The organism is Streptomyces venezuelae (assembly GCF_008642275.1).
In the GTDB taxonomy this organism is placed as follows: Bacteria; Actinomycetota; Actinomycetes; order Streptomycetales; family Streptomycetaceae; genus Streptomyces; species Streptomyces venezuelae_E.
Map to the genome: position 1 here is coordinate 2,945,211 of NZ_CP029189.1, position 22,620 is coordinate 2,967,830.

Consider the following 22,620-nt stretch of genomic DNA (forward strand, 5'->3'; position numbering starts at 1 on the left):
CGCCGAACAGGGCGGATAGGGTGAGCGATCCGGTGCCCGGCCGGACCAGAGGCGGGCACCAGCAGCCGGATCGTTGACCGTGCGCCTGGGGGAGGCGCGTCGCGAGGCACCGACGGAGGATTCGAGCAACCGTGGATGCGCAAAGCCGTGGGCGGGCGGACGAGATCGACCCCGCAGACCAGTGGGTACTCAACCCCCGCACCGGCAACTACGAACTGCGACTGGCCGACTCCGCCGCGCAAGCGCGGCCCAAGGTCACCGCACCCCGCAGATCGCCGTCTGCTCCTTCGGCCCCCGCCACGCCCAAGCCCGGTGTACCGAGGCCGCGGCGCGGCGACGCCCCTCCCGGTGGCCGGCGCGGCGGACGCTCCCGCAAGATCGGCGGCGGCGGCCGCAAGAAGGCGCTGGCCATCACCGGAGGCACGCTGGCGTTCCTGCTGGTGGGCGGTTCCGTGGCGGCGTACCTCTACTACAACCACCTGAACGGCAACCTCAGCGTCACCGACGTGGCGGGCGCGGGGACCGGTGGCTTCAAGAAGGACCAGGCCATCAACATCCTGGTCATCGGCACCGACAAGCGCACCGGCGCGGGCAACGAGAACTACGGGGACAAGGACAGCGTCGGCCACGCCGACACCACGATCCTGTTCCACGTCTCGAAGGACCGGACCAACGCGACCGCGCTGTCCATCCCCCGCGACCTGATCACCAACATCCCGGCCTGCCCGACGAAGCAGCCGGACGGATCGACGAAGACGATCGCACCCTCCAAGGGCACCCGCTTCAACACGAGCCTGGGCCAGGAGGGCCGCGACGCGGGCTGCACGATGCGAACGGTCAAGGAACTCACCGGCATCGAGGTCGACCACTTCATGATGGCCGACTTCAACGCCGTCAAGACGCTGAGCACGGCGGTCGGCGGAGTACCGGTGTGCCTGGACAAGGCCGTCAACGACGAGGAGGGTTCCCACCTCAAGCTGGACGCGGGCGAGCACCGGCTGGAGGGCGAACAGGCCCTCGCCTTCGTCCGTACCCGGCACGGCTTCGGCAACAACAGCGACCTCGACCGGATCAAGATCCAGCAGCAGTTCCTGGGTTCGATGATGCGTGAGATGAAGTCGAAGGAGACGCTGACCAGCCCCAAGAAGTTCCTCTCCCTCGCGGAGGCCGCCACCAAGTCGCTGGGCGTGGACTCGGGGATCGGGTCCATCGGCAAACTCACCGACCTGGCGGGCGAGTTGAAGGGCATCGACACGAAGAACATCACCTTCACCACCCTGCCGGTGATCGACAACCCGGCCGAACCGGTGGGCAAGAAGGCGACCGTCGTCGTCGACCGCGCCCTGGCCGATCCGCTGCTGCAGATGATCCGGGGGGACGTCTCGCTCACGGAGGTCGAGAAGAAGGAGCAGGCCGCCAAGGATGCGGCCGACGCGGACGCGAAGGCGAAGCAGGACGCGCTGCTCCAGGGCACCCGCGCGGCCGCCGCGGACGTACGGGTGAGCATCTACAACGGCGGCGGCCCCAAGGGGGCCGCCTCCACCACCGTGAACTGGCTGCAGAACAGCAAGGGCGTGTCCAAGTCCAGCAACGTCGGCAACGCGCCCGAGAAGGTCGGTGCGACGCAGCTGGAGTACGCCCCCAACCAGGCCGACCAGGCCCGGGCGCTGGCGGATCTCATGGGCCTGCCCGCGACCGCGCTGAAGGTGGGGACGGCGGACGCCCCGGCGAAGACCCCGATGAAGCTGACGCTGGGTCCGGACTTCCAGCAGCCCGGCGCACCGCTGGCGGCCCCGGTGCCCCAGCAGCTGCCCGAGGACGTGCAGCGGTCACAGGCCGACAAGGCGATCTGCGCCAAGTAGCGGGAACCAGCCGGTGGCACCGGCACTCTTAGACCAAGAAGGATCTTGAGGGGGACGTGTGAGGCGCAGCAGCGTGCGGGGGGAGGAGGCGAACGCCCAGACCGCCGGGGAGATATCCGGCGGCGGGGCGGGCGCGTCCGGCACGGTGCCCCGACAGCGGGGCGGCTCCGGGCCGGTTCGCCGGACCGGCGGCGGCGGTACCCGCAGACAGGGCCGGCGGCGCGTGCTGCGCTGGACGGCTTCCGTGCTGTCCCTGCTGATACTCGGGACCGCGGCGGCCGGGTACCTGTACTACCGCCACCTGAACGGCAGCATCCAGACGGACGCGCTGAACCTCGGCGAGACCAAACTGGGCGGTTCCAAGCCCAACGCCTTCGGGCAGACCCCGCTGAACATCCTGCTGATCGGCTCCGACGCGCGTGACGACGCCGCGAACCAGGCCCTCGGCGGAGCCACGGACACCTTCGACGGGCCGCCGCTGGCGGACGTGCAGATGCTGCTGCACCTGTCGGCGGACCGCAGCAACATGTCGGTCGTCTCGATGCCGCGCGACACGATGCTGATGATGCCCAAGTGCACCGAGCCCGGCGGCAAGGTGCACCCCGCCAGCAAGGGCCTCGTACAGACCAACGAGTCGCTGCAGCGCGGCGGTCCGGGCTGCACGGTCGCCGCCTGGCAGGAGCTGACCAAGATCCCCATCGATCACTTCATGATGATCGACTTCAAGGGTGTGGTCTCGATGGCGGACGCCATCGGCGGCGTCCCGGTCTGCGTGGAGGAGAACGTCCACTCCCGTACCCGGGACGGCAAGGGCTCCGGCCTGAAGCTGCCGAAGGGTACGAGCGTCATCCAGGGCGAGCAGGCCCTGCAGTGGCTGCGCACCCGCTACGGTTTCGAGGACGGCACCGACATAGGCCGCACCCACGCCCAGCACCAGTACATGACGTCGATGTCCCGCGAGTTCCGCAAGAACGCCAAGCTCACCAACCCGGTGAAGCTCAACAGCCTGGCGCAGGCGGCGATCCAGGCGATGGTCGTGGACACCGGCCTGAACAAGATCGACAAGCTGTACGACCTGTCCATGGAGCTCAAGAAGGTGCCGCCGGGCCGGATCACCATGACCACCATGCCCTGGGTCTACAGCACCAAGCCGGGCCTGGACGGCCGGGTCGAGCCCATGGCGAACGAGGCCGAGGCCGTGTTCCGGATGGTCCGCGAGGACATCGCGCTCGACGGCAAGGGCAACGCGACCCCGGAGGGCGGCGCGTCGCCCTCACCGGGCGTCTCCGCGGCCCCGGGCACCCCGGGCACCCCGAGCACGGCTCCCGGTACCCCGAGCACCGCCGCGACCACGGCGCCGGCCACGGCTCCCGCGAAGATCGCGGTCTCCGTCCGCAACGCCACGGGCGGCAAGGACGGTGCCGAGACCCGGGTCAGGAACCGGGCGAACGACGTGGCCGCGGTGCTGACCGGCAAGGGCTTCACCAAGGCGCTCGCCGATACCCAGACCGGCGCCGAGGACACCACGGTCGTCCGCTACGCCACGGCCGCCCAGGCGGCGGACGCGGGCGTCGTGGCCACCGCCCTGGGCCTGCCCGCCACCGCGGTGCAGAAGTCCGAGGAGGTCTCCGGGATCACCCTGTTCGTCGGCAAGGACTGGCGGACCGGCAACGCGCCGACCCCGCCGCCGCCCGCCCCGACCGTGGCGCCGACCTCGGCCCACGCGCTCAACGGCGACAACGAGGGCGCCTGCATGGCGATCCAGCCGGGCTTCACCTGGTAGCACGCGCACAAGGGCCCGGCCCGGCGGCTTCACGGCTGCCGGGCCGGGCCCTTGCGTGCGTCGCCCCGGGCCCGCGCGCAGTCCCGGGGCACTGCCGGGCGGGGGTATGGTCCTTCGCGTTCGGACAGCGGTGTCGCGTTACCGCGTACGGGGGAACCGGGTGCGCGCCGCACGACCGGTAAGGACAGCAGCTGATCGTATGGGCCTACTGTTCTGCCGAATCAGCTGATCCGGCCAGTGCCCCGACCGGTCTCCCTGCCCGCGGAGGTGTCCACCGTGCCCCAGCCGCACCGTCCCGCCCGTCCCGACGGGCCGCCCCGGCCGCGGCGCGCCCGACCCGTCGCAGGCGGCCGCGCCCGGCACCGGGACGGGCGGCCCCGGTGGGGGGTACGGCTCGCGGCCGGGCTGTCGGTGGCGGTGCTCGGCTCCGGGGCCGTCGGGCACGCCGTGATGACCGGTCTGGACACCGGGATCGAGCGGGTGGACCCGTTCAAGGACATGAAGAACCGCCCGCAGGCCGGACACGGCCTCAACTTCCTGCTGGTGGGCACCGACGGCCGGGAGAAGATCTCCCCGGAGGAGAAGCGCGAGTACCGCCTGGGCGGCGCGCCCTGCCACTGCACGGACACGATCATGCTCGTGCACCTGTCGGCCGACAAGGAGCGGGCCAGCGTGATCAGCCTGCCCCGCGACAGCTACGCCGAGGTGCCCGCACACCGGGACCTCGTCACCGGCAAGGCGCACCGGGCCCACCCCGTACGGCTGAACGCGGCGTACGCGGAGGGCGGGCCCAACCTGACCGTGCGGACCGTGGAGAACATGACCCGGGTGAAGATCGACCACTACCTGGAGGTCGACTTCACCAGCTTCATGAAGACGGTCGACGCAATGGGCGGCGTGGAGATCTGCACGGCCAAGACCATGCGGGACCGCAACACCGGCCTCGACCTGCTGCCCGGCAGCCACCGCCTCAGCGGCGGACAGGCCCTGCAGTACGTACGCTCGCGCCATGTCGACGGGGCCTCCGACCTCGGCCGGATGCGGCGCCAGCAGCGGTTCATCGCCGCCCTCATCAAGCAGGCGACCGGGGGCGGGGTGCTGCTGAACCCGGTGAAGTTCAAGGAGGTCAGCTCCACCCTCCTCGGCTCCGTCCGGGCCGACAAGGACTTCGGCTCGGAGCAGATGCTGGCCCTCGGGCAGGCGATGCGGGACTTCACCCCGTCCTCCTCGGAGTTCGCGTCGGTGCCCATCGGCAGCCCCTCCTTCCCCGTCAAGGGCATCGGTTCCACCGTGAAGTGGGACGAACCGAAGGCGGCCAAGCTGTTCGAGGCGCTGCGCGAGGACCGGCCACTGGCCCCCGCCCGGCCCGGGAAGGCCGACGGCGGCCCGCCCGCGGCCGTGCCCGTGGACGTGCCCCCGCGCCAGGTCCGGGTCCAGGTGGAGAACGGCACCCGGATCGACGGACTGGGCGGGCGGGTCGACGCCGCACTGCGCGCCACCGGCTTCGACACCACCCGGGCCCCGGGCAACGGCGCCAGCCGCGAAGTCAAGCGCACGGTGATCACGTACGACCCGCGCTGGGACCGCTCCGCCCGGTCGGTGGCGACCGCGCTGCCGGGCAGCGAGCTGCGGGCGGTGGCGGGCCAGGGCCGGACGGTGCTGGTGGTCGCGGGCGCGGACTACCGCAAGGTGGTGCCGGTGCGCGCCGAGGACCCCTACCCGGGGACCTTCGGGGTGGTCACCGGCGATCAGGTGGTCTGCGGGGACTGAGGATCCGCAGCGGGCGGCGCGTCAGTCGTCGAAGCCCTGGGCCGCCCGCTCCTCGCGCAGCGCCATGATCGCCTGGCGGCGGGCGAGCCGGTGGGTACGGCGGATCTGGGCCTCCTGGTAACGCCGCTCGTCCTGTTCCGTCTCCGGGAGGACGGGCGGGACCTCGCGGGGCTTGCCGTCGGCGTCGACCGCGGCGAAGACGAGGTAGGCGGTGCCGACCTGGGTGGCGGGGGTGGACTCGTTCCACCGCTCCGCGAGGACCCGTACGCCGATCTCCATGGAGGAGCGGCCGGTCCAGTTGCACTGGGCCTTCACGTGGACGAGGTCGCCGACGCGCACGGGTGCGAGGAAGGCCATCTCGTCCATGGAGGCGGTGACCGCCGGGCCGCCCGAGTGGCGGCCGGCCACGGCGCCGGCCGCGTCGTCCACCAGCTTCATGATCACACCGCCGTGCACCGTTCCGAGGAGGTTGGTGTCGTTGGCGGTCATGATGTGGCTGAGGGTCGTCCGGGAGGCTGCGGTGGGCTTCCCGGGCAGCTCGCCCGGTATCTGTGTCATACGGACACCTTAGATGGCACCCGGAGGCATCAGCTCTGCAACAGCAGCGGAACGGAATGCGGACCGGGCTGTCGGAGCACGCACCCGGGCAGGCATTCTTGGGCGCATGAATGACTGGCCAGAAGGTCGTGACGACGCGTACGGGCGCGGCAGCGCGCAGCCGCAGCCCGAGGGCGTGCAGCGGATGCGGCACATCCAGCGGCAGCCGCAGCAGCCGCCCCGGCCCGCGCAGCCCCCGCGCCCGCAGCGCCCGGCGGGCCCGCCGCCCGCGTACGGCGTACCCCCGCAGCAGGCGGGCGGCCACGACACGTACGGCGGTTACGACAGCGGCTACAACACCGGCCAGGTCTACGGGTCGCCGCAGGGCGGCGGAGCCGGCGGACCGGCGGGCCCCGGTGGGCCGTCCGGTTCCGGCCGCCCCGGGCGGCCGCCCGGCCCCGCGCCGGACTGGCGCAAGCGGATCAAGGTCGGCTCGATCGTGCTGGTCTCGGCGCTCGTCGTGACGTCCGTCGCCACCTACTTCTGGGCCGACTCCAAGGTGCGCCGCGAGGTGGACCTCTCCAAGGTCATCGAGCGCCCGAAGGAGGGCGACTGCACGACGTACCTGATCGTGGGCTCCGACAGCCGCGAGGGGATGACCGCCGAGGAGAAGAAGAAGCTGCACACCGGCTCGGCCGAGGGCAAGCGGACCGACTCGATGATGATCCTGGCGAAGTGCTCCAGCGGGAACACCATGATCTCGCTGCCGCGCGACTCGGACGTGGAGATCCCCTCCTTCGTCGGCTCGCAGTCCGGCAAGACGTTCCCCGCGCAGGGGCGGCGGGTCAAGCTCAACGCCGCGTACGCGGAGGACGGCCCCGAGCTGCTGGTGCGGACGGTGGAACACAACACGGGCCTGCGCATCGACCACTACGCGGAGATCGGCTTCGCCGGCTTCGCGAACATCGTGGACGCGCTGGGCGGTGTGGAGCTGAACATCGAGGAGGGCTTCAAGGACGAGAAGTCGGGCGCCGACTTCAAGGCCGGCAAGCAGACCCTGAACGGCGAGCAGTCCCTGGCCTTCGTACGGACCCGGTACGCCTTCGCCGAGTCCGACCTGCAGCGGACGAAGAACCAGCAGAAGTTCCTGTCGGCGCTGGCGAGCCAGGCCGCGACGCCGTCGACGATCCTCAACCCGTTCGCGCTCTACCCGATGCTGGGCGCCGGCCTGGACACCCTCATCGTGGACAAGGACATGGGCCTGTACGACATGGGCCAGATGTTCTTCGCGATGAAGGGCGTCAACGGCGGTGACGGCGTGTCGATGAACATGCCGATCTCCGGCCAGCGCGGCGGCAACCTCGTCTGGGACAAGGCGAAGGTGCAGCAGCTGGTGAAGCAGATCCAGAACGACGAGAAGGTCACCGTCCGAGGGAACTGACGGCGGTGGGGGGTGCGGCCGGTGGGCCGTGCTCCCCTTTCCGGACCGGCACCAGGGCCGGAACCCGGACCGGGCTCCCGGACCGGGCTCCCGGCCGGTGTCCGGGCCGTCCCGCGGGTCAGGCGTCCGGGGAGAACCGGATGGCGGCGTCGGGCAGCCGCGCCCCGCACCACACGCGGGCGCCGTCGCGCAGTTCGTTGTCGGCCCCGGCGGCGGCCCCGTCGCCGATGACCACGCCGTCGAGTACGGTCCGCGCGCCGACCGAGGCGCGGGCGCCGATCAGGCTGGCGTTCACCTGGGCGTCCGGGCCGATGACGGCGTCGTCGAGGACGATGGAGCCCTGGACGACCGCCCCGGCCTCGATCCGGGCGCCCGCGCCGACGACGGTGCCCCCGGACAGCTTGGCCCCGGCCGCGACCTGGGCGCCCGGCAGGACCAGGGACTCGCCGCGGCGTCCGGGGACGGCCGGGGAGGAGACCACGCCGCGTACGAGGTCGGCGGAGGCCTGGATGATCGACTCGGGCTTGCCGAGGTCCATCCAGTAGGTGTTCTCGGTGACTCCGTGCAGCTTGGCCCCGGCGGCGAGCAGGCCGGGGAAGGTCTCGCGCTCGACGGAGACCGGCCGGCCGGCCGGGATCGAGTCGATCACGCTGCGCCGGAAGACGTAGCAGCCGGCGTTGATCTGGTCGGTGATGATCTCCTCGGGGGTCTGGGGCTTCTCGGTGAAGGCCAGCACCCGCCCCTCGGAGTCGGTGGGGACCAGGCCGAAGGCGCGCGGGTCCTCGACCCGGACCAGGTGCAGGGAGACGTCGGCCTCGGCCGCCTCGTGGGACTCGACCAGCCCGGCGATGTCCAGGCCGGTGAGGATGTCGCCGTTGAAGACGAGGACGGAGGAGTCCGGGCCGCCGGTCAGGCGGGCTCCGGCGTTGCGGATGGCTCCGCCGGTACCGAGCGGCTCGTCCTCGACCACGTATTCGAGGCTGAGGCCGAAGTCGGACCCGTCGCCGAAGTAGGGCTCGAAGACCTCGGCGAGGTAGCAGGTGGCCATCACGATGTGCGTGACACCGGCGGCGGCGGCCCTGGCTATCTGGTGGGCGAGGAACGGGACACCGGCCGTGGGAACCATCGGCTTGGGCGTGTTCACCGTCACGGGGCGCAGGCGCGTCCCTTGTCCGCCGACCAGCAGGATCGCTTCCGTCATTGCGTTCTCCCCAACCGATTCCGGCGTACGAAGGTCCAAATTTAGCCCATCCGGGGGGCGTCCCAAGGCCGGTGCCGGATGGAGGTGACCGGGTGCGTCCCCCTGGGGGCACCGCACTCGGCATGTCATGAAATGACCGGTGTCGACCGGTTCGTTCGACCGTCAGGCGGTGAACGGATTGACGTGGCCCGGCAGTTGCTGTCCGGGCCGCAGGAAGCGCTGCCTGCCGCTCTCGTCCCGGACCGGGACGAACCCGGCGTCGGTCAGCCGTCGGGCCATCCGCTGCCGGCGGACCGCACCCAGCCTGAAGGCGCCCCACAGGAACGCCGCGAGCGCCCCGCCGCCGGCCAGCGCGCCGATCGGCATCCCGGCGAGGAGCAGGACGAGCGCCAGGACCGCGCAGGAACCGTAGGCGAACGCCAGCTGCCGCTTGTCCGCGGCCTGGGCGAGGACGTCGAGCATGATCCGGTCCTTCAGCAGGGCCACGGCCTCCTGTGCTTCGGGGAGCGGCTTGACCGTCCCCGGCCGCATGCCCGGCACCGTCCCGCCGTTGCCCGCCTGCGGGTGGGCGGCGATGGTCGCCGCTTCGCGGGCGCGCGCCCCGGGGTGCGGGTCCCGGTACATCCGCACCAGGATCTGCATGTCGTTGTGCCCGGTCCGGTGGGCCCGGTCGTACGCGTAGCCGTACTGCTCCGCGACGTGGGCCAGGGCGGCCACCCGGCCGGCGGCCTGCTCCGGGCCGATCTCGACGACGTCCTGGCGTGCGATCTGCCCGAGCATCGCCGATATCTGGCGTTCCGTGAACATGCTTGCTTCCGCCCCACCTGCGCACCTACCGCTGACAGCGGCACAGCCTAGCCCGCCGTCCCGTGCGCGGACGTCCCCCGGCGGGCTGCCGGGGGACGTCCGCGTCTCCGCAGGTCGGACCGGGGGTTACGGCAGGTTGCGGGCCATGACGATCCGCTGGACCTGGTTGGTGCCCTCGTAGATCTGGGTGATCTTGGCGTCGCGCATCATGCGCTCCACCGGGTAGTCACGGGTGTAGCCGTAACCGCCGAGGAGCTGGACGGCGTCCGTGGTGACCTCCATGGCCACGTCGGAGGCGAAGCACTTGGCCGCGGCGCCGAAGAAGGTCAGGTCGCCGTCGACGCGCTCGGACTTCGCGGCGGCCGAGTAGGTCAGCTGGCGGGCGGCCTCGATCTTCATGGCCATGTCCGCGAGCATGAACTGCACGCCCTGGAAGTCGCCGATCGGCTTGCCGAACTGCTTGCGCTCCTGGACGTAGCCCTTGGCGTAGTCCAGGGCGCCCTGGGCGATGCCGAGCGCCTGGGCCGCGATGGTGATGCGGGTGTGGTCCAGGGTCTTCATCGCGGTGGCGAAGCCGGTGCCCTCGGCGCCGATCATGCGGTCGGCGGGGATCCGGACGTTGTCGAGGTAGACCTCGCGCGTCGGGGAGCCCTTGATGCCGAGCTTCTTCTCCGGGGCGCCGAAGGACACGCCCTCGTCGCTCTTCTCCACGACGAAGGCGCTGATGCCCTTCGAGCGCATCGAAGGGTCGGTGACGGCCATGACCGTGTAGTACTCGGAGACACCGGCGTTGGTGATCCAGCGCTTGACGCCGTTGAGGACCCAGAAGTCCCCGTCGCGCACGGCGCGGGTCTTCATGCCGGCGGCGTCGGAGCCCGCGTCCGGCTCGGAGAGCGCGTACGAGAACATCGCGTCGCCCTTGGCCAGCGGGCCGAGGTACTTCGCCTTGAGCTCCTCGGAACCGGAGAGGATCACCGGGAGCGAGCCGAGCTTGTTCACGGCCGGGATCAGGGAGGAGGAGGCGCAGACACGGGCCACCTCCTCGATCACGATCACGGTGGCGAGGGCGTCGGCGCCCGCGCCGCCGTAGGTCTCGGGCACGTGGACGGCGTGCAGGTCGCTGGAGACCAGGGCGTCCAGGGCCTCCTGCGGGAAGCGGGATTCCTCGTCGACCGCGGCGGCGAACGGCAGGATCTTCGCCTCGGCGAGCGAGCGGACCGACTCGCGGAGCATGTCGTGCTCCTCGGCCGGGCGGTACAGGTCGAAGTCGGCAGAACCCGCCAAGATCTCTCACTCCCCAGGGTGATGCGTGATGCTAACTACCGTTAAGTAACCCAAGCCTAGTGGTCCGGTCACGGATGGCGATATGGACGGACCACGTGAGATGGGTGACAGCGGTGGTCTCCTGGGGAACGTCCCCGCTGGTGGGCCCGACTATGCTCAGTGGCCGCAATCGGCCCCGCACCTCTGGAGCACCCATGGCCCCCCTCAGGATCACTGTGATCGGCACCGGATACCTCGGTGCGACCCACGCCGCCGCGATGGCGGAGCTGGGCTTCGAGGTGCTGGGGCTGGACGTGGTGCCCGAGAAGATCGAGATGCTGGCCTCGGGCCGGGTCCCGATGTACGAGCCCGGGCTGGAGGACCTGCTGGCCAAGCACGTGGCCGGGCTGCCGGGATCGACCGGCCGGCTGCGCTTCACGACCTCCTGGGAGGAGGTCGGCGCCTTCGGCGACGTCCACTTCGTCTGCGTGAACACCCCGCAGAAGCACGGCGAGTACGCCTGTGACATGTCCTACGTGGACTCCGCGATGGCCTCGCTGGCCCCGCACCTGACCCGGCCGGTCCTGGTGGTCGGCAAGTCCACCGTGCCGGTGGGCTCGGCGGCGCGGCTCGCCGTCAGGCTCGCGGAGCTGGCCCCGGCGGGCGCGGACGTGGAGCTCGCCTGGAACCCCGAGTTCCTGCGGGAGGGCTTCGCGGTGCAGGACACCCTGCACCCCGACCGGATCGTGGTCGGCGTACAGGGGGAGCGCGCCGAGAAGCTGCTGCGCGAGGTGTACGAGACGCCGATGGCCGAGGGCTCGCCGCTGGTGGTCACGGACTACCCGACGGCGGAGCTGGTGAAGACGGCCGCGAACTCCTTCCTCGCGACGAAGATCTCCTTCATCAACGCGATGGCCGAGATCTGCGAGGCCGGCGGCGGCGACGTGGTGAAGCTGGCGGAGGCGATCGGCTACGACGAGCGCATCGGCGCGAAGTTCCTGCGCGCCGGCATCGGTTTCGGCGGCGGCTGCCTGCCCAAGGACATCCGGGCGTTCATGGCGCGCGCGGGCGAGCTGGGCGTGGACCAGGCGCTGACCTTCCTGCGCGAGGTGGACTCCATCAACATGCGGCGCCGCGGGCACATGGTCGAACTGGCCCGGGAGGCCGTGGGCGGTTCGTTCCTCGGCAAGCGGGTCGCCGTGCTCGGAGCCACCTTCAAGCCGGACTCGGACGACGTACGGGACTCCCCCGCGCTGAACGTGGCCGGGCAGATCCACCTCCAGGGCGGCCAGGTCACCGTCTACGACCCCAAGGGCATGGACAACGCCCGCCGCGTCTTCCCGACCCTCGGCTACGCGGACTCCGCGCAGGCGGCGGCGCGGGGCGCGGAGGTGGTCCTGCACCTCACCGAGTGGCGCGAGTTCCGTGACCTGGACCCGGCCGAGCTCGGCTCGGTCGTCACCGACCGGCTCATCCTGGACGGCCGCAACGCGCTCGACCCGGTGCGGTGGCGTGCCGCGGGCTGGACGTACCGCGCGATGGGCCGCCCGCACGCGTAGCCCTCCGGCCGGGCGGGGCTGCGGAGCCGGGTGCCGGTGCGGCGCCGCCCGGGGGCGCCGCCCCCGGGCCCCCGCGCCTCGAACGCCGGCAGGGCCGGAGCGTGCGGCCCCAAACGCCGGCGGGGCCGGATATCAGCGGCGGTGTTGGGCGGCGCGGGAGGTGAATTCCGCGTCGCGCAGGACACGCTGGGCGTTGCCCCAGGTCAGCAGGGCCACCTCGGACTCCGGCCAGCCGCGGTCCAGCAGCTCCGCGATCAGCCGCGGATAGCCCGAGGGGTCGGTCAGGCCCGTCGGGCGGGGGTGGCCCGGTCCGGTGCCGAAGGTGGCACCGAGTCCGACGCCGTGCGGGCCCGCGATCGCCCGTACGTGGTCCAGGTGGTCGGCCACCGCGTGCAGGGAGTCCCCGGTGCGCGCGGTGTCGAAGGTGACCATCGCCAGGCCGTTCGCCTCCCGGAGCGCGGCCAGGACCTCGTCGGTCACGTTCCCCGGATGCGGGTTCAGCGAGGCCGCCGCCGTGTTCGAGATGATCACCGGAGCCTTGGAGGCCCCCGCGAGCCGGCAGGCGACCGCCGGCGGGCAGCCCGTGAGGTCCAGCACGATCGCCAGCCGGTTCGCCTCGCGGACCACCTCGTGGCCGAAGGCCGTCAGCTCGTCCTGCGCCCAGGGCGCTCCCGCGGGCGCGAGGATCCGTACGCCCAGCGCGTGGAAGGCGCGCAGCGCGCCCAGGGAGTCGGTCAGCGTGCGGCCGGGCACCGGGCCCAGGAACGAGGCGATGCGGCCCCGGTTGCGGGCGTCCGCCAGGTCGTCGGCGCCGAGGGCCAGACAGAGGCTGTCGGGGTAGCGGCGCATCAGGGTCAGCGCCGTGTCGATCTGGTCCAGTGTCTCCGAGAGCACCCGGTCGCCGGGGGCGTTCTCGTGCCCTGGCGCCGCCGGGACGAGCAGCGACCAGAACTGGGCCCCCACTCCTCCGGCGCGCAGCCGCGGGATGTCGGTGTCCACACCCGTGTCCGAGGTCTCGATGTCGTGGTACGGACTCTGGTGCAGGGTCCGGACCAGGGTGTTGCACCCGTCGGCCACCGGATGGACGGCCAGCAGCGCGGCGGCCCGGTCGAGGGCGCCCGCCGCGACCCCCACCGCGGGTGCGGGGAGGTCCTCGGCTCCGATGCCCACGGAGTGGGGTTCGTCCTGCAGGTCGGCCATGGCGTTCGCTCCGGTCTCGGCGGCAGCAGGGAGAGATGCTGCCACCGTGACACGCGGGAGCGCCGGGCCGCCCGGCGGACGCAGCGTTCGAGTGACCCGCAGGTCACACCCGTTCGCCGCGCCCGCCGGGCACCGCGTCCGCTACCGGATCACCGCGTTCGACGGGCCCCTGGACGCCGACAGGTCGCGGGCGACCGCCTCCGCGTCGCGCAGCGCGCGTACCGCGTTGCTCCAGGTCAGCTTCGCCAGGTCGGCCTTGGACCAGCCGCGCGCGAGCAGCTCGGCGACGAGGTTCGGGTAGCCCGCCACGTCGTCCAGGCCGGACGGGGTGAAGGCCGTGCCGTCGTAGTCCCCGCCGATGCCGATGTGGTCGACGCCGGCCACCTCGCGCATGTGGTCGAGGTGGTCGGCCACCGTCGCGGCCGTGGCCACCGGCCGCGGGCGGTCCGCCTCGAACGCCCGGTGCAGGGCCATCGCCTCGGGGGTGGTGTCGAGGTGGTGGAAGCCGTGCGCCCGCAGGTTCTCGTCCGCGGCCAGGGTCCATTCCACCGCCGCCGGCAGGATGAACTTCGGGACGAAGGTGGCCATCGCCACCCCGCCGTTGGCCGGCAGCGTGGCCAGTACGTCGTCGGGGACGTTGCGCGGGTGGTCGCAGACCGCGCGCGCCGAGGAGTGCGAGAAGACCACCGGAGCGGCCGACACCTCGATCGCGTCGCGCATCGTCGTCGCCGCGACGTGCGAGAGGTCCACCAGCATGCCGACGCGGTTCATCTCGCGGACGACCTCGCGGCCGAAGTCGGTCAGACCGCCGTGCCGGGGCTCGTCGGTCGCCGAGTCCGCCCAGTCGATGGTGTCGTTGTGCGTGAGCGTCATGTACCGCACGCCCAGCTGGTGCAGGGCGCGCAGGGTGGCGAGCGAGTTGTTGATGGAGTGGCCGCCCTCGGCGCCCATCAGCGAGGCGATCCGGCCGGTGGCGCGGGCCTGCTCCATGTCGTCCGCCGTCAGCGCCCGCACGAGGTCGGCGGGGTAGCGGTCGATCAGCTGGGCGACGGCGTCGATCTGCTCCAGGGTGGCGCTGACCGCCTCGTCGCCCGCGAAGTCGGAGCGCACGTACACGGACCAGAACTGGGCCCCGACACCCCCGGCGCGCAGCCGGGGGATGTCGGTGTGCAGGTGGGCGGACTGGTCGCCCGCGATGTCCCGCTGCGCCAGGTCGTAGCGCACCTGCTGGCGCAGCGCCCAGGGAAGGTCGTTGTGGCCGTCCACGACGGGGTGCTCGGCCAACAGCTCGCGCGCCTCGTCCAGGCGCTGCGCCGCGCTCACTTGCCGAACCCGAAGGACTCCGCGTTCGCGACCTTCGTCCGCAGCCGCTTGCCCTTCTCGGTGGCCTGGTCGTTCAGCTCCTGCTGGAAGTCGCGCATCCGGGCCAGCAGCTCGGTGTCGTGCGCGGCCAGCATCCGTACGGCCAGCAGGCCCGCGTTGCGCGCCCCGGCGACCGAGACGGTGGCGACGGGAACCCCGGCGGGCATCTGGACGATCGACAGCAGCGAGTCCATGCCGTCGAGGTACTTCAGCGGCACGGGCACGCCGATGACCGGCAGCGGGGTGACCGAGGCGAGCATGCCGGGCAGGTGGGCGGCTCCGCCCGCGCCCGCGATGATCGCCTTCAGCCCGCGGTCGGCGGCCCGCTCCCCGTACTCGACCATCTCGCGCGGCATCCGGTGGGCGGAGACGACGTCGACCTCGTAGGGGATCTCGAACTCGTCCAGGGCCTGGGCGGCCGCCTCCATGACGGGCCAGTCCGAGTCGGAGCCCATGACGATGCCGATGACGGGGCCTGCGGAGGTGGTGCTCATGCGGTGATCGTTCCCCTGAGGTAGCCGGCTGCGTGGCGTGCGCGTTCCAGCACATCGTCCAGGTCGTCGCCGTAGGTGTTGACGTGGCCGACCTTGCGGCCGTGTTTCACGTCCTTGCCGTACATGTGGATCTTCAGCTGGGGGTCGTGCGCCATGCAGTGCAGGTACGCGGCGTACATGTCGGGGTAGTCCCCGCCCAGCACGTTCGCCATGACCGTCCACTTGGCGCGGGGGCGCGGGTCGCCCAGCGGGAGGTCCAGGACCGCCCGTACGTGGTTGGCGAACTGGGAGGTGACGGCGCCGTCCTGGGTCCAGTGGCCGCTGTTGTGCGGGCGCATCGCCAGCTCGTTGACCAGGATCCGGCCGTCGGTGGTCTCGAACAGCTCCACGGCCAGGTGGCCGGTCACGTCGAGTTCCTTGGCGATGCGCAGGGCGAGGGCCTGGGCCTCGCCCGCGAGGGCCTCCGAGAGGTTCGGGGCCGGGGCGATCACCGTGTCGCAGACGCCGTCCACCTGACGGGACTCGACGACGGGGTAGGCGACCGCCTGGCCGTGCGGGGAGCGGACGATGTTCGCCGCGAGCTCGCGGACGAAATCGACCTTCTCCTCCGCGAGGACCGGGACGCCCGCCCTGAAGGGGGCCGCCGCGTCCTCGGGGGTGCGGACGAACCACACCCCCTTGCCGTCGTACCCGCCCCGTACGGTCTTGAGGATGACGGGGAACCCGCCCACCTCTTCCGCGAAGGCGGCCACGTCGTCCGGATCGCTCACGATCCGGTGCCGGGGGCTGGGCGCGCCGATCTCGTCGAGCTTGGCGCGCATCACCCCCTTGTCCTGGGCGTGTACCAAAGCGTCGGGCCCCGGGCGGACGGGGATGCCGTCCGCTTCCAGGGCCCGCAGGTGCTCCATGGGTACGTGCTCGTGGTCGAAGGTGATCACGTCACAGCCGTGCGCGAAGGCACGCAACGTCTCCAGGTCGCGATAGTCGCCGATGACGACATCGCTCACGACCTGGGCCGCAGAGTCCTGCGGGCTGTCACTGAGGAGCTTGAATCTGATGCCGAGGGGGATGCCCGCCTCGTGGGTCATACGGGCGAGCTGGCCGCCGCCGACCATACCGACTACGGGGAACGTCACTCCTCCAGGGTATCCGCCGGTATTCCGCCATCCGGACGTGACCCTGGCCCGATCTGCCCGTGTGCCGTGCGTCGCAGGGTGCGGGAAGGCACAGACGGAGCGCAGGGGGGACACTTAGCATGGGTGGGTTGACGGAGAACACCGGACGCCCCGTAAGCGGGCGGTGACCGACAGGACTGACCTACTGATGAGCACGCCTGGCGGATCTTTCGTCGAACGCGTACGCGGCCTCGTACGGGAAGTGGCCAAGTTCGGCGCGGTCGGCGGCCTCGGCGTGCTGGTCAACCTGGGTGTCTTCAACCTGATCCGCAACACCACCGACCTGCAGGTGGTGCGCGCGAGCGTGATAGCCACCGTCGTGGCCATCGCCACGAACTACGTCGGCTTCCGCTACTTCACCTACCGGGACCGGGCCAAGAGCGGCCGCACCCGCGAGCTCGTCCTGTTCGCCGTGTTCAGCGGCGTCGGCCTGGTCATCGAGAGCGGTGTGCTCTACACCGCCACCTACGGGTTCGGCTGGGACGGCCCCATGGCCAGCAACGTGTTCAAGTTCATCGGCATCGGGACCGCCACGGTGTTCCGCTTCTGGTCGTACCGGACCTGGGTCTTCAAGGCCCTGCCCGCCCCCGCCGAGCCGACCGAGCCGATGCCGGACCCGGCGCCCGTGCCGAAGCCGGACCGCAGGCCGCAGCCGCTGCCCGAGCCGGAGCCCGCGAACAACTAGGCCGTGACGGCCTTTGCGGACGCGCCCTAGGGGGTGTCCGCAAAGTAGTGCCGACCGCCCGAATCGCGGGGCAGGCGGTACTTTGCGGACGCGCCCTAGCGCACGGTGGTCTGCGGTTCGGCCCGCTCCGGCGCCGTGCGGCTGAGGAACAGCGCGAACACCGGCGGCTGCGTCTGGAGCAGCTCCAGGCGTCCGCCGTCCGCCTCCGCGAGGTCCCGGGCCACCGCGAGGCCGATCCCGGTGGAGTTGCGGCCGCTGATGGCCCGCTCGAAGATCCGGTTGCCGAGGTCCGGCGGGACGCCCGGTCCCTCGTCCGTGACCTCCAGCACCGCCTGGTTGCCGATCACCCGGGTGCGCAGCGCGACCGTGCCGCCGCCGTGCATGAGGGCGTTCTCCACCAGGGTGGCCAGCACCTGCGAGACCGCGCCCGGGGTGCCGACGGCCCGTACGCCCTGCCGTCCGGAGCGGACGATGGCCCGGCCCGCGCTGCGGTAGGCCGGCCGCCACTCCTCGACCTGCTGCTTGACGACCTCGTCCAGGTCGAAGGGGACCGCGGAGCCCGTACGGGGGTCCCGCGAGTTGGTGAGCAGCCGCTGCACCACGTCCGTGAGCCGCTCCACCTGGGTCAGGGCGATCGTCGCCTCCTCCCGGACGGTCGCCAGGTCGTCGGTGACCGTGATCTCCTCCAACCGCATGGAGAGCGCGGTGAGCGGGGTGCGCAGCTGGTGGGAGGCGTCCGCGGCCAGGCGCCGCTCGGCCGTCAGCATCCGGCCGATCCGCTCGGCGCTGGAGTCCAGCACGTCCGCGACCCGGTCCAGCTCGGGGACCCCGTACCGCTTGTGCCGGGGCCTCGGGTCGCCGGATCCGAGCCGCTCCGCCGTCTCGGCCAGGTCGGTGAGCGGGGAGGCCAGCCGGTTCGCCTGCCGTACGGCGAGCAGGACGGCCGCCACGACGGCCAGCAGGGCGACCGCGCCGACCACCGCGAGGGTCCGTCCGACCTCGCGGGTCACGGTGGAGCGGGACTCCTCGACGATCACGACCTCGCCCTGCTCCCCGCGGGCGGTGCCGCGGATCACGCTGTCGGGGATCGGGCTGCCCACGTCCACGGCCGGCTGGCCGGGGACGGTGATCCGCGCGTGGTGGCCGGCGTCGAGCTGCTCGCCGAGGGCCACGGGGTCGATCGGCTTCTTCTCCAGGACGTTCGCCTCGACGATGCCCACGAGCCGCAGCGCCTCGGACTCGATGCGGTCCTGGGCGCTGCTGGTGATGGTCCGGGTCTCCACGATGACGAGGGAGACCCCGAAGACGGCGATCACGACGAGCACCACGGCGAGCGTGGAGTTGATGAGGCGGCGGCGCATGCCCTAGAGCATGCCCCAGGTGGGGCCGCGGGAGGCGGTCAGCTCTTCTCGAACCGGAAACCGACGCCCCGCACGGTGGCGATGTAGCGGGGGTTGGCGGCGTCGTCGCCCAGCTTCTTGCGCAGCCAGGAGATGTGCATGTCGAGGGTCTTGGTGGAGGACCACCAGGTGGTGTCCCAGACCTCGCGCATGAGCTGGTCGCGGGTGACGACCCGGCCCGCGTCGCGCACCAGGACGCGCAGCAGGTCGAACTCCTTGGCGGTGAGCTGGAGCTCCTCCTCCCCCATCCAGGCCCGGTGCGATTCGACGTCGATCCGCACGCCGTGGGTGGCGGGGGGCTGGAGGGCCTCGGTGGCGCCGCGCCGGAGCAGGGCCCGGACCCGGGCGAGCAGTTCGGCCAGGCGGAAGGGCTTGGTCACGTAGTCGTCGGCGCCGGCGTCCAGGCCGACGACCGTGTCGACCTCGTCCGCCCGGGCGGTGAGGACCAGGATCGGGAAGCCGTGGCCCTCGGCGCGCAGCCGGCGGGCGACCTCCAGGCCGTCCATCCCCGGGAGCCCCAGGTCGAGGACGACGAGATCGACGCCGCCCTGCAGTCCCGCGTCCAGAGCGGTGGGGCCGTCCTCCCGGACCTCGACCTCGTACCCCTCCCGGCGCAGGGCGCGGGCCAGGGGTTCCGAGATGGATGCGTCGTCCTCGGCGAGCAGTACACGCGTCATGTGGGTGATGGTAGTCCGCGGCGGGTGAAACCAGGGGCCCGCGGGAAGACCCCTCTCTATCTGGGCTTACGAACTACTAAGCGCCTTCGAATATGGCCTTTCGGTTCCCGGCGCGCCTTGTGATCCATCTCTCAAGTCCTTTCATATGCCGCAGTGTCGTGTCGTATGGTGGCGAGACGCCTGATGCAATACCTCAGGGACCTTTGTGCCGAAAAGCAGCGCAAAGGTCTCTGCTTCTGTCCTGAACCGGATGGGTGGTCCTCTCAAGGAGCCGCCCGGCCGGTCTTGACGACAGTGAATGACCTGTTGGCCGGGCCCCCCGCGTGATGACGCGCGGGAGGGCGTGGATCCCGGTGACGGATGTCCTGCCGCCCCCCAATCCCCGTGGGGCGGCCCCCCGAGGCGTGGGGTGGGAGATCCGTCCGCCGGTGCCGGCCACCCCCCACCGGGCGCGGATGAGCTCACGAAGCCGAAGCGTCCCGAGCAAGCAAGGATCGACCATGGCTTCCAGCCTGACGACGGCCTCACCGAGCCCCGCTCACGAGAAGACCGTCCTCGGCCACCCGATCGGCCTGGCCACGCTGTTCATGACCGAGATGTGGGAGCGCTTCTCCTACTACGGCATGCGTGCGCTTCTCGTTCTGTACCTGGTCTCCGGCGGCGTCGACGCCGCGACGGACAGCCAGGGTGGTGGCCTCGGCTTCACCGCCGCGACGGCCACGGCGATCTACTCCGTCTACGTGGCCATGGTCTACCTCATGGCCATGCCCGGCGGCTGGTTCGGTGACCGCGTCTGGGGTGCCCGCAAGACGGTCACCATCGCCGGTGTCGTGATCATGGCGGGTCACGTGGCGCTCGCGCTGCCCGGCCAGCTGTCGTTCTTCGTCGGTCTGCTGCTGGTCGCGGTCGGCTCCGGTCTGCTGAAGGCCAACATCTCCACGATGGTCGGCCACCTGTACCGCGGTGTGGACGACCCGCGCCGGGACAGCGGCTTCACGATCTTCTACATCGGCATCAACGTGGGTGCCCTGCTCGCGCCGATCGGCATCGGCATGGTCGGCGAGCTGGTGAACTGGCACCTCGGCTTCGCGCTCGCCGCCGTCGGCATGGGCATCGGCCTCCTGGTCTACCTGCTCGCCGGCCGCACCCTGAGCCCGCAGAGCAGCGTCGTCCCGAACCCGCTGTCCGTCGCCGAGCGCAAGGCCGTGATCGTCAAGGCCCTCGCCGTCCTGGCCGTCGTCGCCGTCTTCTACGGCGCCGTCGTCGCCGCGGACATGTTCACCATCAAGTGGGCGCTGTACCCGATCACCATCGCCGGTCTGCTCATCCCGGTCGCCGTCCTCGTCCGCATCAAGCGGGACCGTGACCTGTCCACCGTCGAGCAGACCCGGATGAGCGCCTACATCTGGTTCTTCGTGGCCGCCGCCGTGTTCTGGATGATCTACGACCAGGGCGGTTCGACGCTCTCTCTGTTCGGTGACAAGAACTCCGAGCGCAGCCTGTTCGGCTGGGAAGTCCCCACCACCATCTTCCAGTCGCTGAACCCGCTGTTCGTGGTGGCCCTGGCCCCGATCTTCGCCGCCGCGTGGGTGGCCCTGGCCCGCCGCAACCGCGAGCCCAGCACCATCGTGAAGTTCTCGGTGGCCCTGGTCATCGTCGGCGCCTCGTTCTTCGTCTTCGCGATCCCGCTGAGCCAGACCTCCGGCAACGACACCAAGGTCACCATGTGGTGGCTGGTGCTCATCTTCCTGATGCACACGCTCGCCGAGCTGTGCCTCTCCCCGGTCGGCCTGTCGGTCACCACGAAGATGGCGCCGCAGAAGTACGGCTCCCAGATGATGGGCGTCTGGTTCCTCGCCGTCACCGCCGGTGACTGCATCACCGGTCTGATGGGTCTCGCCGACGTGCAGCTGAACGGCGTCGGGGTCATCCTCTTCCAGGCCGTGGCCGCCGTCCTCGCCGGCCTCGCGATCTTCATGTACCGCAAGAAGGTCAACCAGCTGATGGACGGCATGGGCTGACCCGTCTGCCCCCGTCCCACGGAACGGCCCGGCACACCGCACGGTGTGCCGGGCCGTTCCCGTGTCAGCGGGTGCCGCGCAGGCGGCGCCACGGGGTGAAGGTGAACACCGCTCCGCCGAGCAGGATCACCGTGCCGGCGACCAGGGCCAGGGCCTTGATGCCGCCGTCGTCCTCGGCGCCGGTCTCGGCGAGACCGCCCGAGGTGGTGCTGCCGGAGGAGGACGTCGAGGAACCGGAGCCGCCCGGCTGGGCGGCGGTGTCCAGTTCCAGCGAGACGCCGCTGCTCGTCGCCTTGCAGGGGACGTTGATCGGGGTGGCGCCGGGGGCCATCGTGACGTCGATCGTCAGCTGGTCCGGGCTCAGTGTCACCTTGCCGCTCTTGCCGGGCTTGTAGGTGCCGGTCATGTCGCTGAGGCTGACCGGGGCCTTGTCCGGGATCGGCTCCGCGTTGGCCGGGCCGGAGACCTTGACCGTGCCGCTGTCCGCGCCGCCGAGCTTGACGTCCATCGAGGGCTTGAGGGCTCCCGCGGGCAGGGCCATGGGCGCGGCCATCGCGCCCTTGGCGGTCTTGACCGTGAGGTCGTAGCTGCCGCCGTTCTTCTTCGCGTTGATCGTGACCGGGGTCTTGATGCCCCCCGGGACGACCGGCCCGCAGTCGAAGGCCACCTCGACCGCCTTGCCCGGGAAGTCGGTCTGGCCGCCCCCGCCGCCCGAGGCCGATCCGCCCGAGGTGGTCGTGGAGCCGCCGGTGGTGGTGGAACCGCCCGTCGTGGAGCCGCCGGTGGTGGAACCGCCCGTCGTGGAACCGCCCGTCGTGGTGCCACCGGTCGTCGTACCACCGCTGGAGCCGGCCGCCACGTCGATGGTGGCGCCCGCGCCCACGCTGCCGGTCGGGGCGCACTTGGTGACGAACGTGCCGAAGGAGAAGGTGACGGCCACCTCGTACTTGCCGGGGGTCAGCGTGATCTTCCCGGCCTTGGTGAGCTTCAGCTTGCCCTTCATCACGGACATCACCATGGGCGCCTTCTTCGGGATCGGCGGGTTCTTCTTCTCCCCGACGACCTTCAGCTCACCGCCACCGCCGCCCACGGTGATCCAGCCGGTGGGCTGGACCGCGTCCTGCGGGATGTCCATCAGGTCCGTGTTGTTCGAGGCGGGCTTCACCGTCTCCCAGGACACGTCGACCTCGTCGCCGACCTTCGCCGAGGCGGGAGCGGTGACCTTGGCGGTGGTCTCGCCCTCCACCGGACCGCCGCCCCCGGCCGGGGGAACGCACTTGACGTTGAACTTGGTCTCCGCGGCCTGGGCGGGAGTGGCTCCGATGGCGATACCGGCGCCGCCGAGCAGCAGCGCGATCACGGCCGCGCTCACCCTCCGTTGGG

18 protein-coding genes are annotated in these 22,620 nt (G+C 71.4%); 7 read left to right on the plus strand and 11 right to left on the minus strand.

Annotation, left to right across the window (positions count from 1 at the left end):
* Positions 1–131 precede the first annotated feature (131 nt).
* The 3 genes from DEJ51_RS12695 (at position 132) to DEJ51_RS12705 (ending at position 5,415) form a co-directional block, all read left to right on the plus strand.
* Positions 132–1,862 (plus strand): LCP family protein, encoded by a 1,731-nt coding sequence (locus tag DEJ51_RS12695; protein WP_150257691.1) that lies wholly within the window; start codon positions 132–134, stop codon positions 1,860–1,862.
* Positions 1,863–1,920: 58 nt separating this feature from the next.
* Positions 1,921–3,645 carry an LCP family protein gene (locus DEJ51_RS12700; protein WP_223835776.1) on the plus strand — a complete coding sequence of 575 codons (1,725 nt, stop codon included), beginning with the start codon at positions 1,921–1,923 and terminating at the stop codon, positions 3,643–3,645.
* 276 nt (positions 3,646–3,921) lie between these two features.
* A complete protein-coding gene (locus DEJ51_RS12705) occupies positions 3,922–5,415 on the plus strand; it encodes an LCP family protein (RefSeq protein WP_223835777.1) in 1,494 nt (497 codons plus the stop codon).
* A gap of 21 nt (positions 5,416–5,436) precedes the next feature.
* On the opposite strand, the gene DEJ51_RS12710 is transcribed toward DEJ51_RS12705, so the two are convergent.
* The gene (locus DEJ51_RS12710; protein ID WP_030014427.1) at positions 5,437–5,973 is read right to left on the minus strand and encodes an acyl-CoA thioesterase; all 537 of its coding nucleotides are present in this window, start codon (positions 5,971–5,973) and stop codon (positions 5,437–5,439) included.
* Positions 5,974–6,079: 106 nt separating this feature from the next.
* On the opposite strand from DEJ51_RS12710, the gene DEJ51_RS12715 reads away from it, so the two are divergent.
* The gene (locus tag DEJ51_RS12715) at positions 6,080–7,393 is read left to right on the plus strand and encodes an LCP family protein (RefSeq protein ID WP_190620342.1); all 1,314 of its coding nucleotides are present in this window, start codon (positions 6,080–6,082) and stop codon (positions 7,391–7,393) included.
* A gap of 118 nt (positions 7,394–7,511) precedes the next feature.
* Here DEJ51_RS12715 and DEJ51_RS12720 read toward each other — a convergent pair whose 3' ends face one another.
* The 3 genes from DEJ51_RS12720 to DEJ51_RS12730 form a co-directional block, all read right to left on the minus strand.
* Positions 7,512–8,594: an NDP-sugar synthase gene (locus tag DEJ51_RS12720; RefSeq protein ID WP_150257693.1), complete on the minus strand. Its 1,083-nt coding sequence runs from the start codon at positions 8,592–8,594 to the stop codon at positions 7,512–7,514.
* A gap of 162 nt (positions 8,595–8,756) precedes the next feature.
* On the minus strand, positions 8,757–9,401 hold the full coding sequence (locus tag DEJ51_RS12725; protein WP_150257694.1) for a hypothetical protein: 645 nt from the start codon (positions 9,399–9,401) through the stop codon (positions 8,757–8,759).
* Between the two features lie 126 nt (positions 9,402–9,527).
* A complete protein-coding gene (locus tag DEJ51_RS12730; RefSeq protein ID WP_069920533.1) occupies positions 9,528–10,685 on the minus strand; it encodes an acyl-CoA dehydrogenase family protein in 1,158 nt (385 codons plus the stop codon).
* Positions 10,686–10,879: 194 nt separating this feature from the next.
* On the opposite strand from DEJ51_RS12730, the gene DEJ51_RS12735 reads away from it, so the two are divergent.
* Positions 10,880–12,223 (plus strand): UDP-glucose dehydrogenase family protein, encoded by a 1,344-nt coding sequence (locus DEJ51_RS12735; RefSeq protein ID WP_150257695.1) that lies wholly within the window; start codon positions 10,880–10,882, stop codon positions 12,221–12,223.
* Positions 12,224–12,355: 132 nt separating this feature from the next.
* Here the strand turns inward: DEJ51_RS12735 and DEJ51_RS12740 are convergent, their stop codons facing one another.
* The 4 genes from DEJ51_RS12740 to DEJ51_RS12755 form a co-directional block, all read right to left on the minus strand.
* Positions 12,356–13,423 carry a membrane dipeptidase gene (locus tag DEJ51_RS12740; protein ID WP_150261868.1) on the minus strand — a complete coding sequence of 356 codons (1,068 nt, stop codon included), beginning with the start codon at positions 13,421–13,423 and terminating at the stop codon, positions 12,356–12,358.
* Positions 13,424–13,564: 141 nt separating this feature from the next.
* The gene (locus DEJ51_RS12745; protein WP_150257696.1) at positions 13,565–14,746 is read right to left on the minus strand and encodes a dipeptidase; all 1,182 of its coding nucleotides are present in this window, start codon (positions 14,744–14,746) and stop codon (positions 13,565–13,567) included.
* Positions 14,743–15,279: a 5-(carboxyamino)imidazole ribonucleotide mutase gene (purE, locus tag DEJ51_RS12750; RefSeq protein WP_150257697.1), complete on the minus strand. Its 537-nt coding sequence runs from the start codon at positions 15,277–15,279 to the stop codon at positions 14,743–14,745. Before purE ends, DEJ51_RS12745 begins: the two co-directional genes overlap by 4 nt.
* Positions 15,276–16,415: a 5-(carboxyamino)imidazole ribonucleotide synthase gene (locus DEJ51_RS12755; RefSeq protein WP_150257698.1), complete on the minus strand. Its 1,140-nt coding sequence runs from the start codon at positions 16,413–16,415 to the stop codon at positions 15,276–15,278. Before DEJ51_RS12755 ends, purE begins: the two co-directional genes overlap by 4 nt.
* 187 nt (positions 16,416–16,602) lie before the next feature.
* Between DEJ51_RS12755 and DEJ51_RS12760 the strand changes: the two genes are divergently transcribed.
* Positions 16,603–17,139 (plus strand): GtrA family protein, encoded by a 537-nt coding sequence (locus DEJ51_RS12760; protein WP_150257699.1) that lies wholly within the window; start codon positions 16,603–16,605, stop codon positions 17,137–17,139.
* Between the two features lie 95 nt (positions 17,140–17,234).
* Here the strand turns inward: DEJ51_RS12760 and DEJ51_RS12765 are convergent, their stop codons facing one another.
* Complete coding sequence (locus DEJ51_RS12765; protein WP_150257700.1) at positions 17,235–18,500, minus strand: ATP-binding protein; 1,266 nt, start codon at positions 18,498–18,500, stop codon at positions 17,235–17,237.
* A 38-nt stretch (positions 18,501–18,538) separates the two neighbouring features.
* Positions 18,539–19,216 (minus strand): response regulator transcription factor, encoded by a 678-nt coding sequence (locus DEJ51_RS12770; RefSeq protein ID WP_030724697.1) that lies wholly within the window; start codon positions 19,214–19,216, stop codon positions 18,539–18,541.
* Positions 19,217–19,716: 500 nt separating this feature from the next.
* Between DEJ51_RS12770 and DEJ51_RS12775 the strand changes: the two genes are divergently transcribed.
* Positions 19,717–21,237 (plus strand): peptide MFS transporter, encoded by a 1,521-nt coding sequence (locus DEJ51_RS12775; protein WP_150257701.1) that lies wholly within the window; start codon positions 19,717–19,719, stop codon positions 21,235–21,237.
* Positions 21,238–21,301: 64 nt separating this feature from the next.
* Here the strand turns inward: DEJ51_RS12775 and DEJ51_RS12780 are convergent, their stop codons facing one another.
* On the minus strand, positions 21,302–22,609 hold the full coding sequence (locus DEJ51_RS12780; RefSeq protein WP_190620344.1) for a hypothetical protein: 1,308 nt from the start codon (positions 22,607–22,609) through the stop codon (positions 21,302–21,304).
* Positions 22,610–22,620 lie beyond the last annotated feature (11 nt).